This is a genomic window from Sinobaca qinghaiensis (assembly GCF_003610495.1).
GTDB lineage: Bacteria > Bacillota > Bacilli > Bacillales > Marinococcaceae > Sinobaca > Sinobaca qinghaiensis.
The window spans coordinates 40,118-56,380 of record NZ_RAPK01000006.1 but is presented as its reverse complement, the minus strand read 5'-3'; the positions used below and the strand labels follow the sequence as shown (position 1 = coordinate 56,380).

Genomic DNA, 16,263 nt, shown 5'->3' with positions numbered 1-16,263 from the left:
ACCTTTCTTTTTTCTTTATACTTACTATAGAAAGAAGGAAAGGATGAGGCAGCATGAAAAAAATCGTGGCTATTACTGCCTGCCCTGTAGGAATCGCCCATACATACATGGCAGCTGAAAATTTACAGAAAGCCGCAGCTCAGCTCGGGGTGGAAATAAAAGTTGAGACCCAGGGGTCAGTAGGAGCGGAAAATATCCTGACCGACACAGATATAAAGGAAGCAGAAGGCGTTATTTTTGCGGCCGACAAAAATGTCGACAAATCCAGATTTCAGGGAAAGCAGTACGTGGAAACAGGAGTGCAGGACGGCATTCACAAGCCGGAACAGCTTATTCAAAACATATTGGACAATAAAGGTGAAACTCTATCCGGGTCTGCAGAAAAGCAGGATGAAAAGAAGAAAAAAGAAAACCCTATTTACAGGCACCTGATGAACGGCGTTTCGTTCATGATTCCTTTTATCGTAGTCGGCGGACTGTTAATCGCCATTTCTTTATCACTTGGAGGGGTACCCTCAGCAGAAGGTTTAATTATTCCGGAGGATTCAATCTGGAGTACTATTGAAGCGATCGGCGCCGGCTCTTTTGCCTTTATGGTACCTATTCTGGCCGGCTTTATCGCAATGAGCATAGCCGACAGGCCGGGTCTTGCACCGGGCATGATCGGCGGTTATATTGCAGCAAATGGAAGCTTTTACGGCAGCGAAGCCGCTGCCGGCTTCATCGGCGGTATTATCGCCGGTTTCCTGGCAGGTTATGTGGCATTATGGATTAAAAAATGGAAAGTCCCACGGGCTATCCAGCCAATTATGCCTATTATTATTATTCCAGTATTAGCTTCACTTATTGTCGGTCTTGCGTTCTCCTTTTTGATCGGTGCACCGGTTGCCGCTGTTTTTGAAAGCCTGACTACATGGCTTGCCGGAATGGAAGGGTCAAGTACCGTATTGCTTGCCTTAATTTTAGGTGCGATGATCTCCTTTGATATGGGCGGTCCTGTTAATAAAGTAGCTTTTCTGTTCGGGGCAGCGATGATTACCGAGGGCAACTTTGCTATTATGGGTGCCGTTGCAGCAGCAATTGCGGTTCCTCCTATTGGCCTTGGCATTGCAACATTTATGAATAAGAAAAAATTCGAGCAGCCGGAGATCGAGGCAGGAAAAGCTTCCTTTACGATGGGACTGTTCGGCATCACAGAAGGCGCTATTCCTTTTGCCGCTAAAGATCCGCTGCGGGTTATTCCCAGCATTATGATCGGTTCCATGGCAGCTGCAGTCATTGCCATGCAGAGCGGTGTCGGCGATCAGGTGGCCCATGGCGGCCCGATCGTCGGTGTACTCGGAGCCGTAACAAATGTAACGATGTTTTTTATCGCCATTCTTGTTGGTTCTCTTATTACTGCTTTTATTGTCAACCTGATCAAGCGTGATGTTACAGCAGTAGCTGTACCTGCCGGCGGGGTGGAGGAACCGCTTGTAAGCAGCGGAGATGCTTCACCGTCTCCGGAAAGCAGTCAGCAGGAAACGACATTTAATAAGCTGACCGACCTTGTTTCAAGAGATCTGATTATCCCCGAACTGACTGCCGATTCCCGGGAAGACGTAATGGATGAAATGATCCGCACCCTTTCCGGCAATGATGTTCTTACTGATAATAAGGCATTCAAACAGGTTATTCTGGACCGGGAAGCGCAGGGCTCTACCGGGCTCGGTATGAATGTGGCTATTCCCCACGGAAAAGCCGACGTTGTGAAAAAGCCCGCCGTCGCCTTTGGCATTCACCGGCAGGGCGTGGACTGGAACAGTATGGATGGCACGAATGCGAAATTAATATTTATGATTGCGGTACCGGAAGAACGGGCCGGCGATGATCATTTACGAATTCTGCAGATGCTGTCCAGAAAACTGATGGATGAAGAATTCAGAGAGAAGTTAATCCAGGCGGAAAATAAACAGCAGATTTATAAGCTGCTTGATGAAATATAACTTCATTTTTAAAAGCATGCCCGAACCAGGCATGCTTTTTTCTATATTCCCATAATATAAATGATATTTTCTTTACCTATGATTAACAAATTTTACATACACAGTGAATCCAAAGTACTTGTTTTTCATTTCAGAATATTCTTATAAATAGAGCCTTTTATACTTATCTTCGTTTATGTATGTGTATATTTATATATTATTTTTTATAAACATAACTATTTTGTGCTATAAAAACTGGAAAAGTAGTATAGTCCCCCTTCCCTCTGATTCTCTTTAAATATGCTTTATACTTCCTTAACAACCAACGTCTATAGTTAAGGATGTAAAACATAATCAGAAAAGGGGTCAGTAAAACATGAAATCTATTCCTCACAGACTTAAAAGCGTTGCCGCACTTGGACTTGGAACGTCGATTATTCTTTCCTCCGGAACAGGAGCCTACGCCAGCATGCCTGATGACAATGGAAACGCCCCGGCTCATTCCCAGAAAGAAAAGCCGGAAGAAGTAGAAAACATCATTTATATGATCCCTGATGGTTTTGACGCAGCTTACGCTACAAATTACCGCCACTTCAAGGGCGAGGAAGCCCCTGTATGGGACGAATTTTTAACCGGCATGATGAAAACCGACTCAGCCGACAACCTCGTAACCGATTCTGCCGCAGCCGGAACAGCGATGGCCCGCGGAGTTAAAACAGAAAACGGCATGATCGGTATGACACCGGAAGGCGATTCTCCGGACAGCATACTTGAAAAGTCAGGAGATGCCGGCAAATCCACCGGCCTGGTTGCAACATCTACGATTACCCACGCCACGCCGGCTGTTTTCGGATCCAGCGTAGAAGATCGCAATAACGAGGCGGCAATTGCTCCGCAGCTGCTTGAAAACGTTGATGTCCTTATGGGCGGAGGCCGAAATATGTTTCTTCCTGAATCAGAAGGCGGCGAGCAGGAGCAGGATAACCTTATAGAAAAAGCAGAAGCGGACGGATTTACCTATACAGAAAACCTTAACGACATTCAAGCTTCCGAGGAAGAAAAAATTCTAGGCCTTTTCCATGAAGAAGCAATGTCTCCGGAGCTGGAACGCCCGGAAGAGCAGCCAAGCATTTCTGAAATGACGACTTCGGCAATCCAGTCTCTGGAGAAGGATGAAGATGGATTTTTCCTCATGGTAGAAGGAAGCCAGATTGACTGGGCCGGCCACGCTCATGATGCAGCCTGGGCCATGACCGACACCGAAGCATTTGAAATGGCTGTACAGGAAGCCGTGGATTACGCTGAAGCAGAAGGCAATACGCTCGTTGTTGTCGCAGGTGACCATGAAACAGGCGGTATGACGGTTGGCGGGTATGACGAATATATGGCTAAACCGGACGTTCTACGCGATGTAACGGCTACAGGAAACAAAATGGCGTCTGAGCTCAATGATGATGCCTCCAACGCAGCAGAAGTACTGTCTACCTTCACTGGTATTGATATCACTGATGAAGAAGCAGAACGTATTCAAAATGCTGAAGATGAAGAAACACGTGCTTCCGAAATTAATTCTATCGTAAGTGAATATGCCTACGTTGGCTGGGGCACTTCCCAGCATACTGGTACAGATGTTCCATTATATGCCTACGGTGCCGGATCTGAGGAATTCACCGGATTATTGGATAACACTGAACTCCCTGAAAAAATGAGCGCCCTTATCGGTCAATAACAGCGCTCAGCTAAAACCCCCGTTCCGTCTTTTATATAAGGCGGAACGGGGGTTTTTTATATAGTAAAAAGAACGCTCAAAGCAAGCGATGCTCCTGCCGAAAAACTGAGCCAATGCCCGAGAGAAAAAGGTTTCTCCCGGAACAACAGCAGCTTTGCCGTACCCAATCCCATAAGCAGCAGTAAAAATAAAGTAAAAAAAACGACTAAAAACAGCACAGCGTTCTCCTCTCTTCATTATACGGCTTGTAATATTAGAATATGTCCGCCTTCTGTCATATACTGTATATATTGAAACTACGCGATGAGGTGTCTCTATGCAGGATAAACAACGGCTGACAGAAGAAGCAAAAGCATTTATTGAACTCGCCTATATGGAAGCAGGAAAAAACAACAGCGTGCAGCAGACGCGCTTGAAGCAGATCGAAATGGAGATTGCCGATACCGGGCACTACACCCATACGCTGGAAGAACTGCGTATCGGAGCAAAGCTTGCCTGGCGCAACAGCAACCGCTGTATCGGCCGGTTTTTCTGGGAATCACTTCATGTGCTGGACTGCAGAAAAGACAGTACAGAAGAAGAAATCGCCCAGTCTTTATTCCGGCACATCCGCTACGCGACGAATGAAGGAAGGATTCTGCCGGTCATTTCTTTATTTGCGCCGGCCTCCTCTGAGCAGCCGTCTATTCGTATCTGGAACTATCAGCTGATCCGCTACGCCGGCTACCAGACAGAACATGGCATAATCGGCGATCCGGATTCTGTTGATTTCACTAATAAGTGCCTCGAACTGGGCTGGCAGGGATCCCGGACGGATTTCGATGTTCTCCCTATCTTAATCAGTATTGGTGAGAATGAACCTAAATGGTTTTCGATTCCCCCCTCCCTCGTTCTTGAGGTCCCTTTGGAGCATCCGGAATACGAGGCTTTTGCGGAGAAAGAATACAAATGGTACGCCGTCCCTATCGTAGCGGACATGAAGCTTGAAATCGGCGGTATCACCTATCAGGCGGCTCCGTTTAACGGCTGGTATATGGGAACGGAAGTCGGCGCCAGAAACCTGGCGGACACCGGCCGCTACAATCTTCTGCCCGAAATGGCTGAGATTGCGGGCCTGGATACTTCATTCGCGTCCACTCTCTGGAAAGACCGTGCGCTTGTGGAATTGAACCGGGCCGTTCTGCACTCCTACAAAAAGCAGGGCGTCAGCATGGTTGATCACCATACCGCCGCTTCTCAATTCGAGCGTTTTGAAAAGAAAGAAGCCCAGGCCGGCAGGGAAGTAACCGGGGACTGGACCTGGCTGATTCCGCCGGTTTCACCTGCCACAACGTCCATTTTTCATAAGGAATATAACAATAATATCAACAAGCCGAATTACTTTTATCAGGACAGACTCTATTAACTGTAAGTAATATCTACCCCTGCTGCTTTCAACAGTTCAAAATAGGAAGGACACGTTTTGGATACGCAGCCCGGATCAGCAATCGTTACGTCCGGCACCTTTGCTCCTACAAGAGACAGCGCCATTGCTACCCTGTGGTCATCATAAGATAATAACGGGGTTCCTTTCGGCGTTCCGGGATAAACAGTCAGTCCGTCTGCGAACTCATCTGTCTTTATTCCCAGTTTCCCAAGCTCGGTGCAGATCGCATGAATGCGGTCCGATTCGTGATGGCGGATATGCTCTACGTCCCGCAGGGTAACCGGTCCGTCCGCAAACGGAGCAATTGCAGCGATCGTCAGCGTCTGGTCCGACATTTCTTTCATACTTATATCCAGGCCGCCTTTGAGCTGCTCCGGTCCCTGAATCTCTACATAGGTTTCGCCTTTTTCTACAGTGCATCCCATTTTTTCATACAAATCCACCATGCCGATATCCGGCTGATTCGTTTCGGTAGGCAGATTGTTAATACGAACCCGGCCGCCTGAAATAGCTGCAAGCGCCATAAAATAGCTCGCCGTAGAAGCATCTGCTTCCAGAGCCATATCCCGGGCTTTGTAGCCCGAAGCCGGAACGGTCATTTTGGTCAATTCATCGTTATAGACAGAATTCACTCCAAATTCCTTCATTAAATCCAGCGTGATTTTTACATAGGCATGCTGCACGATATGATCAGGTATGTTTACCGTCAGATCATTCTGCTGGTTTGCTCCTGAGATAAGCAGACCGCTGATGAACTGGCTTGATACGGCGCCGGATATGCTTACGTTTCCGCCGTGCAGTCCGGAAGGCTTGATTACGAGAGGGTAGAATCCTTTTTTGTCTTCGTATTCGATCTGTGCTCCCAGCTGCTCGAGCGCCTCCATTAAGGGTTTGACCGGCCGTTCGCTCATCCGCCTGCTGGCCTCGACCCGATATGATCCGCCCTCAGCTGCGGCAATCGCGCCTGGCAGAAACCGTGCAATCGTCCCCGCTGCCCCGATATAAAGATCCGCTTCCTTGACCGGCCAGCTGCCGCCGCAGCCGTCTATTTCCACCGTGTCCCCGGTGACCCGGGAAGCCACGCCCAGCTTCTCCAGTGCATCCAGGCACCAATAGGAATCATCACTTTTGAGCAGGCCGGAAAGCGTAGACGTTCCTTCCGCAAGTGCTGCCAGAATAAGTGCCCGGTTCGTAAAGCTTTTACTGCCCGGTACAGTCATATCCACCGAAACAGCTTTTCCATTCAGCGGATGTATCGTTACATTATCTACATCATTTAACGCCGACCAGGGCGAACGTGCTTTTAAATCAGGAGTACTCATAGTATCTATCCATCCTTTTATCGTAGTCGTAGTTTGATTTTTTCATTTGTTCATGTCCCTATTATGCCACAAAATCAAAGCCCGCAGGAAGGATGCACACGTTTAAAAGCAGACGCCCGGCTGAGAGCGTCTGCTTTTCTAAAGCTTACACAACAGTGGTTAGTTTAGCCCAGATTCCGGACGGATCCTGAAAGCTGATCACATTTCCATCTTCTTCTAAAGGCGTTCCCTCTTCCTTTAAGCGCGCAGCTGCTTTTAATTTTTCTTCTTCATTCGGAAAAACAATCGAGTAATACATCAGCCCAACCGCATTTTCTGCAGGCGCCGGAGCATTATTTCCAGCCCAGAGGTTCACGGCAATATGATGGTGATAGCCCCCGGCTGAAACAAACAAAGCGCTTCCCGGAATGGAAATCATCGTGTTAAATCCGAGCACTTCTGTATAAAAATGAGCGGATTTTTCGAAATTGGAGATGTGGAGATGTATATGGCCGATGACGGTTCCAGCCGGAAGACCGTTCCATGCCGATCCGGATGCTTCCTGAAGGACACCGTCCACATCCATCGGCAGCGTTTGTACCGCAAGTTCGCCGTGTGCATTTCTTTTCCACTCCTGCTCCGGGCGGTCACGGTATATTTCGATGCCGTTGCCGTCTGGGTCCGCCAGATACACCGCTTCGCTGAACTGATGGTCCGAGGCGCCCTGCAGCGGATATTTTTTCTCCAGCAGACGCCGAAGCGACAAGCCAAGGCTCACCCGGTCCGGAACTAACACAGCAAAATGATAAAGCCCGCTCGTTTTTTGTTTCGGCCGTACCCCCTGCTTTTCCTCGAGTATTAAAAGAATCCTGATTTCCCCCTGAACTCCTAATTCGGCCCGGTTTCCTTTTCTGCTTTTCACTTCAAATCCAAGCATGTCCTGATAGAATTCCAGAGACGTTTCCAAATCAGAGATCAGTAATTCCACATGGCCTATTTTCGTTTTTTCATGTATTTGATAGGACATAATCGGCTCCTTTTTTCTTAAGATATTTCAAATTTATTCCATTACTTTTCGTAAGTCAAAAAATAACTCTTTACTAGAACACACGTTCTTATATATGATAGAAAGAAAGAGGTGGCTGTTATGACTGAAAACAAACTAACGCCGGGATCAAATATGAGATGGGAATCTTCGAGAATGATTCTTCCCGAGCATCGGGACGCCTGGAATGAACGCCGGGCTTCCGGCAGGCGCCTGCCAAAACCACTGCTTGATGAGCAGCGTCTGGAAGAGCTGGCCTGGACGCTGGAGCAGATTATAGGCAAGCCGCAGGAGTACTGCTTTTCCTACTGGGAGGATGGGAAATACAAACTATTTTCCGGACGTTGTCAATCTGTTCATCCAACGCGCAGGCTTCTTCATGTAACAAATGAAGAAGAGATCCTTTATATTTCGTTCGATGTTCTCGTGGATATTGCTGAAAAATAATTATTACCTCTGCCCACTGTATGCTACCATGAAAAAAAGTCTCTCGATTCAGGCTGAAGACAGCTCTTCATAAAAGCCGGGAGCCTGAAAAGAAAGGAAGATATATGATGAACCTTCGTGACATATGGAAAGCGCGTGCTGTTATAAAAAGGGAGCTTCCCCCGACCCCTTTAATGCATTCCTCTGAACTAAGTGCGCTTACAGGGGTTCCCGTTTATTTAAAGCTCGAACAGCTCCAGCCTTCCGGGTCGTTTAAGCTTCGCGGCGCCACCCATATGATTGCTTCTCTAACGGAAGCCCAAAAAGAAAAAGGCGTGGTCACCTTTTCCACCGGCAATCACGGATTTGCTGTTGCACGGGCCGCCGCCGCGCATGGCATCCGCGCTGTGATCTGCGTAGCAGAAACGGTAACACGCGCGAAAATAGAAGCGCTGCAGCAAAGCGGCGCTGAGCTTCGTATAGAAGGAAAAAGCCAGGATGAAGCCGGCAAAATCAGTGCTGAACTTGTTCGAAAAGAAGGACTGACCCTGATTCCTCCGTTTGATGATCCCTTCATCATTGCAGGTCAGGGCACGATAGGCCTGGAGCTGCTGGAAGAGCTGCCGGATATATCGGCTGTAATTGCGGGGCTCTCTGGAGGAGGCCTTTTGTCCGGCCTCGGGCTGGCCATGAAAGAAACCGATCCCTCCATTCAGGTTCACGGGGTAACTATCAGCAAAAGCGCCGCCATGCAGGTAAGCCTGAAAGCAGGACATCCTGTTGAGGTAGAGGAAACACCCACGCTTGCAGACAGCCTTCTTGGCGGTATCGGACTCGACAATCAATACACTATGGCTATGATCGAGCACTACACCGACATCCGCTGCGCGGTTTCGGAGGAAGCGATTGCCCGGGCTATGGCTTTTTTATACAAAAAACACCGCCTTATTGTAGAAGGCGGTGCTGCAGTCGGCGTGTCGGCGCTGCTTGAAAAGATCATCCGGCCCGACGGCCCGACGGTCATCGTTATTACTGGAAACAGTATCGATCCGGCGGTTCATTATGAAACGGTGACGCCTTATTTATAGCTCCCGGCTGTCTCTTTTATCTGCAAATCCATATGGAATCACAGAAAGCAGGTCCAGTTTATCTGCTTTCTTTTTTTGTGGCAGCTGATACGGCTTGATCCACTTTTTAAACAGCTTTGGCTTGAGCACCTGTTCCAGAAAATAAAGACTCTGCAGCGGGCCGCCTCCGCTTTCAATTAAATGGACGAGCTGAAGGTTATACTCTTTTTCTTTACGGATCCACGCCTCCATCTGACGCGGCGACATAAGCACATATGGAAGATCTCCTTCATAGAGACGCTTATAAAGAAGCAGTTCATAGTCTATATTTAACAGCCTGTCCGCTGCATGGCGATGCCAGGTTTTCTGGCGCCGCAGCAGCTCTTTTGTTTTTTCTCCCTCTCTTGCCAGGTGAGAGGCCCGGTGTTCAATATGGCGGACGGTTTCATGAATGTAGAATTTCTGCCTGCGGGCTTCCTGAAAAAAAGGCAGGCGCTGCTCAAAAGCGTGAAAGCCTTTGTAATCTTTCTCCAATGCCTCCCAGCGGACCAGCCGCTGGCACGTCAATTCGTTCCATTTACATGACCATGAGCGATGAATCACCATAGCACCTCACCCTTCACGTGTTTATACCTGCCTTCATTGTAGAGAGAAAAGAAGGGAAGCTCAATCTATCTGGCTTTAGGAAAGCCAAGAATCATCTCCCGGATAAATTTTGATGCAGCAATGGCCGTTTTTTCTGCGTGATCGTAAACCGGCGCCACTTCAACCAGATCGGCTCCTACGATGAAAGCCCCGGAGTGGCCGATTGAGTGAATCGCCTGCAGAAGCTCTTTGGAGGAAATCCCTCCGGCCTCTGCGGTTCCTGTTCCGGGGGCATATGCCGGATCCAGTACATCAATATCAATCGTGACATAGACCGGACGCTGATGCAGCTCCGGCAGAATACGCTGCAGCGGCTCATGTACTTCAAAAGGATGAAAATTCATCCCGGACGTCCGTGCATACAAAAACTCCTCTTTTTCCCCTGAACGAACGCCGAACGAAAATACATTCTCCGGCCCGATCCATTCACATGCTTTACGAATAGGCGTCGAGTGGGACAGAACCTCCCCTTCGTAGTCCGTCCGCAGATCGGTATGGGCGTCGATATGGATAACAGCCAGATCCTCATATTTTCGGGCCATCGCTTTCATAATTGGCCAGCTGACCAGGTGCTCTCCGCCAATGCCGATCGGAAATTTGTTATCACGGAGAAATCCATCCATTGTTTCTTCGATTATATCCAGGCTTTTCTGCGGATTTCCAAACGGAAGCAGAAGATCTCCCGCGTCATGGTAGCGGACGTCTTCCAGATGCTTATCCAAATAAGGGCTGTATTCTTCAAGTCCTACAGAAGCTTCGCGGATCCGGCCCGGGCCGAATCTCGAACCCGGGCGGAAGCTGACCGTCCAGTCCATCGGCATTCCAAATAACACGAGGTCCGCGTCGGTGTAGGAAGTACGGCTCCCAATAAATACTTTTCCGGAATAGGCTTCATCAAATGACATTATTTTTCTCCCTGCTTGTTCGGATTTTCGCCGTCCAGCACGAAGCGCGGCAGTGCGAAAGAGGCCTGGTGCAGCTCTCTTGTGTAATATTTCGTATCTATATCATGAAAGCGGTCTTCCGGAACAGACAGCGGATCATGTTTTTTCGACCCCATCGTAAACGTCCATAAACCGCTAGGATAGGTGGGGATGTTTGCTGTATAGACGCGTGAAACCGGGAAGATACTGCTTACATCTCCGTACACGGTTTTCAAGAGATCATGCTGAAACCACGGGTTGTCTGTCTGGGCAACGAGGATGCCATCTTCTTTAAGTGCTCTGGAAATCCCTTCGTAAAATCCTTTTTCAAACAGCTTCACGGCAGGACCCACCGGTTCGGTTGAATCTACCATAATGATATCGTATGCCTGCTCGCTTTCTGCGATGTGCAGAAAACCATCGGCTACTTTTACTTCCACACGCGGATCGTCAAGTGACCCGGCAATAGTTGGCAGGTATTGCTTTGAATACTCAATCACTTTGCCATCGATCTCTACAAGCGTTGCTTTTTCTACACTCGGATGTTTGAGAATCTCACGGATTGCTCCGCCGTCCCCTCCGCCGACCACGAGAACATGCTTCGGGTCCGGATGGGTAAACAACGGCACATGGACGATCATTTCATGATACACAAATTCATCGCTTTCAGTCGTCATTACCATATCATCCAACAGAAGCATTCTGCCGAATTCCTTCGTCTGTACCATATCAAGCTGCTGAAATTCCGTTTTCTCCGAATGGAGCGTTTTTTCTATATCAAAGGTAATACCAAAATGATTTGTCTGTTTTTCTGTAAACCAAAGTCCCATCGTTATCGTTTCTCCCTTATCTCTAAGCCTGTACCGGCAAAAAACATCCCCTGCCGCAGCCGTTCTTTTGCGGAGGTGGATGCATATGCCTGCAGCGTTATTCGTTTTCTTGTGACGCTGTTAATCCGTCATGCAGTTCCTTCTCTGACGCATGCCACATGTCGTTATCAAAATCTTTTAGAAACTCAGCCAGCAGCTGTTTGGATTTGTCATCCATTTTGTCTACAATAATGCGGCGCTTTAAGGACCGGTCCATGTTATTAACATGCTCGGGCAGGCTCTTATAGCCGCGGCGGATGTCTGTGTCCACTGTCATTTCGCAGGCAGTAACACCTGCGTAATATGGACGGCCGTCTTTATGGTCGGTGGTCACCCATACGAGCCAGTAGAGTTTGCCGTTTGGCACTTCTTCTTTGTTTTTCAAAAATTTAATACGCTTTTCCACTGCCGAACGGGCGTGAAGAGCTCCCATATCAATAAAGCTGGTCTCTTCTGCCGGATCAATAAACACAGGTGTAATATTATCCAGGCTTAACGTACCAACTCCGTACCCCCCGTGTCCGCTTGTGGAATCCCCGCTTAATATATTAAATCCGGAGCTTTTTTTTGGCGACTTCGGCTTATTATTTTTCTTTTTATAGTCTTCGAATAAATCCAACGCTATCCGCTCCTTTTTTCCCAAGTATTAGTGCGGCACTTGGTGATTTTTTATTTGTTCAATGCATTTCCAGGCTTTCGCCGTGTCTTCACTCGTGTAATTCTGGCTTTTCTTTAAAGTGGATACTTTTTCTTCCACCTGATCCGGAGGTAAGTGGTCAAAGTAGAGCATCGTTGATACCAGTTCCAGAAATTTTGAGGTGCATGTATTCAAATAATGAAGAATGCCCTCTGCTTCATTATACGGCCATTCCTGTGGAAATTTAGCTAAAAAGTCTTCCCCATGGTCTGTTACCCTATATCGGTACTGATAATACCCGGCTTTTTCTTCTTTGATCTCTGACACGAGGCCAAGATCGCACAATTCCTCCACCCGCAGCGTCAATTCCTCGGAATAAGGACCATACATGCGGAAGGTATATTTTTCGCTCAGCGGCAGGTTGGCTTTTTTGCTTATATAAACGATTTTCTGCAGTTTTTTCCGTCCAATGATTTCCTCGGCTCCATGAATAAGAGCCATCACTTTTGCATGATCAGGCAGCACGTAAAAAATCCCCCTTTTGTTCTTGTTCTATCATACAGTCTAAACCCGCTGATATGTAAGAGGATTTTATTCCTCTATTTCACCGGAAAAAGCCGTCTCTTCTTTGGATGATTTCAAAATAGAGCGTATTTCCTTTTTCTCCTCTTCAAATCCTTCGGTATACAGCCATTCTTCCGGGTAATACAGCTTATGATCCGTCCGCTTTTTGCCGGAAATAGCCTCTACCACGTCAGATTCCCGCGAGAGTTCCCGGAGCTTGTCATTGGGCATCAGCAGATGAATGGGAATACGCTCCTCTTCCTCGCCCGGACGGTAGAAATCATAAGGCAGGTCAGAGGAGGAATCCACCACTAAATAGTAGTCCGGGTCCATGTCGGCTTTTTTGAAAAGCTCCAGAAGCTTGAGCCAGTCATTAATATGCACATGCTGGTCGAACTCCACGTATTTAAACAGCCGGCGGTTCATAAAACGCTGGCAGAGATCCCGAAGGATACCATCCTCTTCTTTCTGCCACATTTGGAAATAATACATCGTAACGGATTCATCCAGCTCGAGATACTGCTCTAATGACAGCTTTCCGTTAAAAAATCCCGTGAAAGGCTCCGGCGGATACAAAAACGCATAGTCCGCTTCATACAGCACTTTCACCCGCTGCAGAATTTTACTTAATATGACTTCTGCACTTCTTGTTACTGGATGAAAATACACCTGCCAGTACATCTGATAGCGGCTCATAATGTAGTCTTCTACTGCGTGCATGCCGGAGTATTTAATTACAGCCTGGTCCTCAGTAGGCCTCATGACGCGGAGAATGCGTTCCATATCAAAGTGTCCGTAGCTGACGCCTGTATAAAATGCATCACGCTGCAGATAGTCCATCCGGTCGGCATCAATCTGGCTGGAAATTAAACTTGTTACCAGTTTATTGGAATAGGTTTTTTCAATCACTTCCGCTACCTTCTGCGGAAAATCACTGCCCATACGTCTTAACACGGTATTTATTTCTGTATCTCCCATTACAATTTCCCGGGTCCAATATTCATGATCGGTCTGGAAAACTTTTTCAAAAGAATGGGAAAACGGGCCGTGCCCTACATCGTGCAGAAGCGCCGCGCTTAACGTAAGCAGCCTTTCTTCGTCTTTCCAGAAAGGACGCCCCTCGAAAACTTCCACAATACGTCTGGTGATTTCATATACGCCAAGTGAATGGTTAAAACGGGTATGTTCTGCCCCGTGGAAGGTTAAAAAGGTCGTTCCCAGCTGCCTTACCCGGCGCAGACGCTGAAATTCCTTCGTTCCTATTAAGTCCCAAAGAAGCTCATCCCGAATATGAATATAGCGGTGGACCGGATCTTTAAAGACCTTTTCTTCCTTTAGTCGTCTGTTTCCTTCTGCCATCGTAAGGGACCGCCTCTTTTCTTTACCATTTCGTCTCTTATTATTATACCAATCCAGCCGTCAAAACGATATTCCTGGATAGTGGGATCAGGCAGAGATAATATTCTTTAATTATGATTGATATTTCCAATATTTTATCGAAAATATACATATAAAGTGCTGTAATCTATATTAATTGCTTTTTAATAAGCAATAATATATAGTTTATATGACTATATGCCTATAAATTTACATATATTGTCTATAAATAATGTATACGGAGGTACACCATGAGTCTTAAAAAAAGCTATTCCCAAACCATGCTCATTGTATACTGCGGCATGGGGCTGCTGATGGGAATAATGTTTCCTATTGCTATTCACCTGACAAATATTGCCCGAATCGACCAAATGGTATTATTCAGCGCCGCCTGCATTCTCGCCGGCTTTATCGTGGGATTTGTTAATTATTTAGTCTTCCGATGGTTTATTACACGCTGCACCCTGCCTGTGCTGAAAACAATGGAGGAAATTGCACGCGGCAATTTGAATACGCGCATTGACGTTACCAGCCAGGATGAAATCGGGCAGGTATTTCAGTCTATTAATCATACGATCACCGAGTTAAAATCATTTATCACCCAGGCTAATCACGACAGCTTGACCGGGCTGCCAAACCGGAGATTTATGGAAAAAACCATTACCAGTATGCTCGAGGAATTTCCCCGGCATCCGCTGCATGTGTTTTTCTTTGATTTAGATCAATTTAAGCTGATCAATGATACGAAGGGCCATCATACCGGCGATGAGCTTCTGCTGGCCATTTCTGAACGGTGCCAGAATATGTTAAAAAATGACGAAATCATGGCACGTTTGAGCGGCGATGAATTTATCTTTGTTTCCAGAACAAGCGATCCCTACTCTGCAAGGGAACGCCTGCTCGAAGAACTCAATCAGCCGTTTCCTTTAAAAGATGAGACCATTTCCATTCGGGTGAGCATCGGAATAAGCAGCTATCCCAGGGATGGCCGCACCGTAGCAGAACTGTTGAAAGCGGCCGATACAGGGATGTATAAAAATAAAAGAAAGCGCCATCCGGCTTTAACGCCGGACAGCCCTCTTTCAGCTTTTTCGAAACATACGGCGGCCCATACTGCCGATGAGCAGCAGAAAGCCGAGACTTAATAGAAATACAGACAGCATCATGTATACAAATTGGGTGGAGCCGTCTCCAATGCCGGTGCTTAGTCCGTCCAGCACAAGCGGAGAGACAAACTGGCCGAGATACAGAAAACTCTGCACGATCGCCATGGCCTGTACCATCTGGCGGCCGGAAGCCACGATGGAAACCCGGTCGAACAACGTCGGCAGAATAGAGCCGAATCCAAATCCCAGTATAATTACGCCCGGAGCGATAGCCCCAAGAGACGGAGCAAATGCAATCAGCCCAAATCCTGTTCCCATTAAACCGAGCATAACAGGCAGAAACAGATTTTTTAGCAAAGTCTGGGTTCTCCCAATAAGAAAACCGGCAGTAAATCCACCCAGCGTACCCATCGCAATCACAAGACCGGCAACTTCCGCTGTGGCAATGTTATTTTCCTGCAGATAAATAGCCATGTTGGAGGGGATCGAGAAAAATACAACAAACAGCCCAAACATTAATCCGCCCAGCCCATATATTGAAGCAGGGATTGATGCAGGTTTGGGCTGTTTGTCTTCTCTTTTTTCCTGATTTCGTTTTTCCGGCTTAACGTAAGGCAGAAACAAAATAACAAATAATAAAATAAGCAGAGCCAGGCCGTAGACGCCGAATGTATATCTCCAGCTTATCGCAGCGAGGGCTCCGGCCAGAATAGTAGAAATCATGCCTCCGAGGTTAATCGAAGAACCCACCCTGCCCATCATAGACGTTCGTTCCGCTCCCTCGAAAAAATCAGAAACGAGGGAAGTCGAGAGCGGCATAATAAGACCTACAGATACCCCAAGAAGGGCTCTTGTAGCTAAAAGCCAGCCAATGCTGTCCGCAAAACCTCCAGCCGTTCCGGCAATGAGGTAGAGAACCAAACCAACGATCAACAGCGTTTTTTTTGCATATTTTTTTGCCAGAAAGCTGGTGACAAACAAAAAAGGAATAATAAAAAAAGCATGAAGTGTTGTAATTAATTTGATCGTAGTCGCATTTGCTTCCGGAAAAGCTTCTGAAATCGAACCAAGAGCTGGAGCTACTGCAGCCCCAGCCATAACGGTAATGAGCGATATAGACAATATAGCAAGCTTTAGTCCCACTTTATCCCTGCTTCCTTAAACAAAACGACCGCCGGGCCATC

15 protein-coding genes are annotated in these 16,263 nt (G+C 47.3%); 6 read left to right on the top strand and 9 right to left on the bottom strand.

Going from position 1 to position 16,263, the window contains the following annotated elements; all coding sequences use genetic code 11:
* The first annotated feature begins 53 nt into the window (after window positions 1-53).
* The 3 genes from ATL39_RS00605 (at window position 54) to ATL39_RS00595 (ending at window position 5,098) form a co-directional block, all read left to right on the top strand.
* Window positions 54-1,985 carry a PTS fructose transporter subunit IIABC gene (locus ATL39_RS00605; protein ID WP_120191343.1) on the top strand — a complete coding sequence of 644 codons (1,932 nt, stop codon included), beginning with the start codon at window positions 54-56 and terminating at the stop codon, window positions 1,983-1,985.
* Between the two features lie 355 nt (window positions 1,986-2,340).
* Window positions 2,341-3,693, top strand: coding sequence for an alkaline phosphatase (locus tag ATL39_RS00600; RefSeq protein WP_245960886.1), 1,353 nt, complete (start codon window positions 2,341-2,343; stop codon window positions 3,691-3,693).
* A 316-nt stretch (window positions 3,694-4,009) separates the two neighbouring features.
* Window positions 4,010-5,098: a nitric oxide synthase oxygenase gene (locus ATL39_RS00595; protein ID WP_120191342.1), complete on the top strand. Its 1,089-nt coding sequence runs from the start codon at window positions 4,010-4,012 to the stop codon at window positions 5,096-5,098.
* On the opposite strand, the gene aroA is transcribed toward ATL39_RS00595, so the two are convergent.
* Together aroA and ATL39_RS00585 are read right to left on the bottom strand one after the other, a co-directional pair.
* Complete coding sequence (gene aroA, locus ATL39_RS00590; RefSeq protein WP_120191341.1) at window positions 5,095-6,441, bottom strand: 3-phosphoshikimate 1-carboxyvinyltransferase; 1,347 nt, start codon at window positions 6,439-6,441, stop codon at window positions 5,095-5,097. The two genes, ATL39_RS00595 and aroA, sit on opposite strands and share 4 nt — an antisense overlap.
* Window positions 6,442-6,586: 145 nt before the next feature.
* Entirely contained in the window at window positions 6,587-7,447 is an 861-nt protein-coding gene (locus tag ATL39_RS00585) for a VOC family protein (protein WP_120191340.1), read from the bottom strand.
* A 120-nt stretch (window positions 7,448-7,567) separates the two neighbouring features.
* On the opposite strand from ATL39_RS00585, the gene ATL39_RS00580 reads away from it, so the two are divergent.
* Together ATL39_RS00580 and eutB are read left to right on the top strand one after the other, a co-directional pair.
* Window positions 7,568-7,912, top strand: coding sequence for a YolD-like family protein (locus tag ATL39_RS00580; protein WP_120191339.1), 345 nt, complete (start codon window positions 7,568-7,570; stop codon window positions 7,910-7,912).
* Between the two features lie 104 nt (window positions 7,913-8,016).
* Window positions 8,017-8,979: a hydroxyectoine utilization dehydratase EutB gene (gene eutB / locus ATL39_RS00575; protein WP_120191338.1), complete on the top strand. Its 963-nt coding sequence runs from the start codon at window positions 8,017-8,019 to the stop codon at window positions 8,977-8,979.
* On the opposite strand, the gene ATL39_RS00570 is transcribed toward eutB, so the two are convergent.
* The 6 genes from ATL39_RS00570 to ATL39_RS00545 form a co-directional block, all read right to left on the bottom strand.
* Entirely contained in the window at window positions 8,974-9,564 is a 591-nt protein-coding gene (locus ATL39_RS00570; protein WP_120191337.1) for a hypothetical protein, read from the bottom strand. The two genes, eutB and ATL39_RS00570, sit on opposite strands and share 6 nt — an antisense overlap.
* Before the next feature lie 65 nt (window positions 9,565-9,629).
* A complete protein-coding gene (speB, locus tag ATL39_RS00565) occupies window positions 9,630-10,508 on the bottom strand; it encodes an agmatinase (RefSeq protein WP_120191336.1) in 879 nt (292 codons plus the stop codon).
* Entirely contained in the window at window positions 10,508-11,356 is an 849-nt protein-coding gene (gene speE / locus ATL39_RS00560) for a polyamine aminopropyltransferase (protein WP_120191335.1), read from the bottom strand. The genes speB and speE overlap by 1 nt, the downstream gene beginning before the upstream one ends.
* 97 nt (window positions 11,357-11,453) lie before the next feature.
* Window positions 11,454-12,014, bottom strand: coding sequence for a YwhD family protein (locus ATL39_RS00555; RefSeq protein ID WP_120191334.1), 561 nt, complete (start codon window positions 12,012-12,014; stop codon window positions 11,454-11,456).
* Window positions 12,015-12,041: 27 nt separating this feature from the next.
* Window positions 12,042-12,557 carry a YwgA family protein gene (locus ATL39_RS00550; protein ID WP_120191333.1) on the bottom strand — a complete coding sequence of 172 codons (516 nt, stop codon included), beginning with the start codon at window positions 12,555-12,557 and terminating at the stop codon, window positions 12,042-12,044.
* A gap of 66 nt (window positions 12,558-12,623) precedes the next feature.
* Window positions 12,624-13,955, bottom strand: a complete 1,332-nt coding sequence (locus ATL39_RS00545) for an HD domain-containing protein (RefSeq protein ID WP_120191332.1) — start codon at window positions 13,953-13,955, stop codon at window positions 12,624-12,626.
* Between the two features lie 269 nt (window positions 13,956-14,224).
* On the opposite strand from ATL39_RS00545, the gene ATL39_RS00540 reads away from it, so the two are divergent.
* Window positions 14,225-15,118 carry a diguanylate cyclase domain-containing protein gene (locus ATL39_RS00540; RefSeq protein WP_120191331.1) on the top strand — a complete coding sequence of 298 codons (894 nt, stop codon included), beginning with the start codon at window positions 14,225-14,227 and terminating at the stop codon, window positions 15,116-15,118.
* On the opposite strand, the gene ATL39_RS00535 is transcribed toward ATL39_RS00540, so the two are convergent.
* A complete protein-coding gene (locus tag ATL39_RS00535) occupies window positions 15,056-16,222 on the bottom strand; it encodes an MFS transporter (RefSeq protein WP_120191330.1) in 1,167 nt (388 codons plus the stop codon). The genes ATL39_RS00540 and ATL39_RS00535 overlap by 63 nt on opposite strands.
* Between the last annotated feature and the right edge of the window lie 41 nt (window positions 16,223-16,263).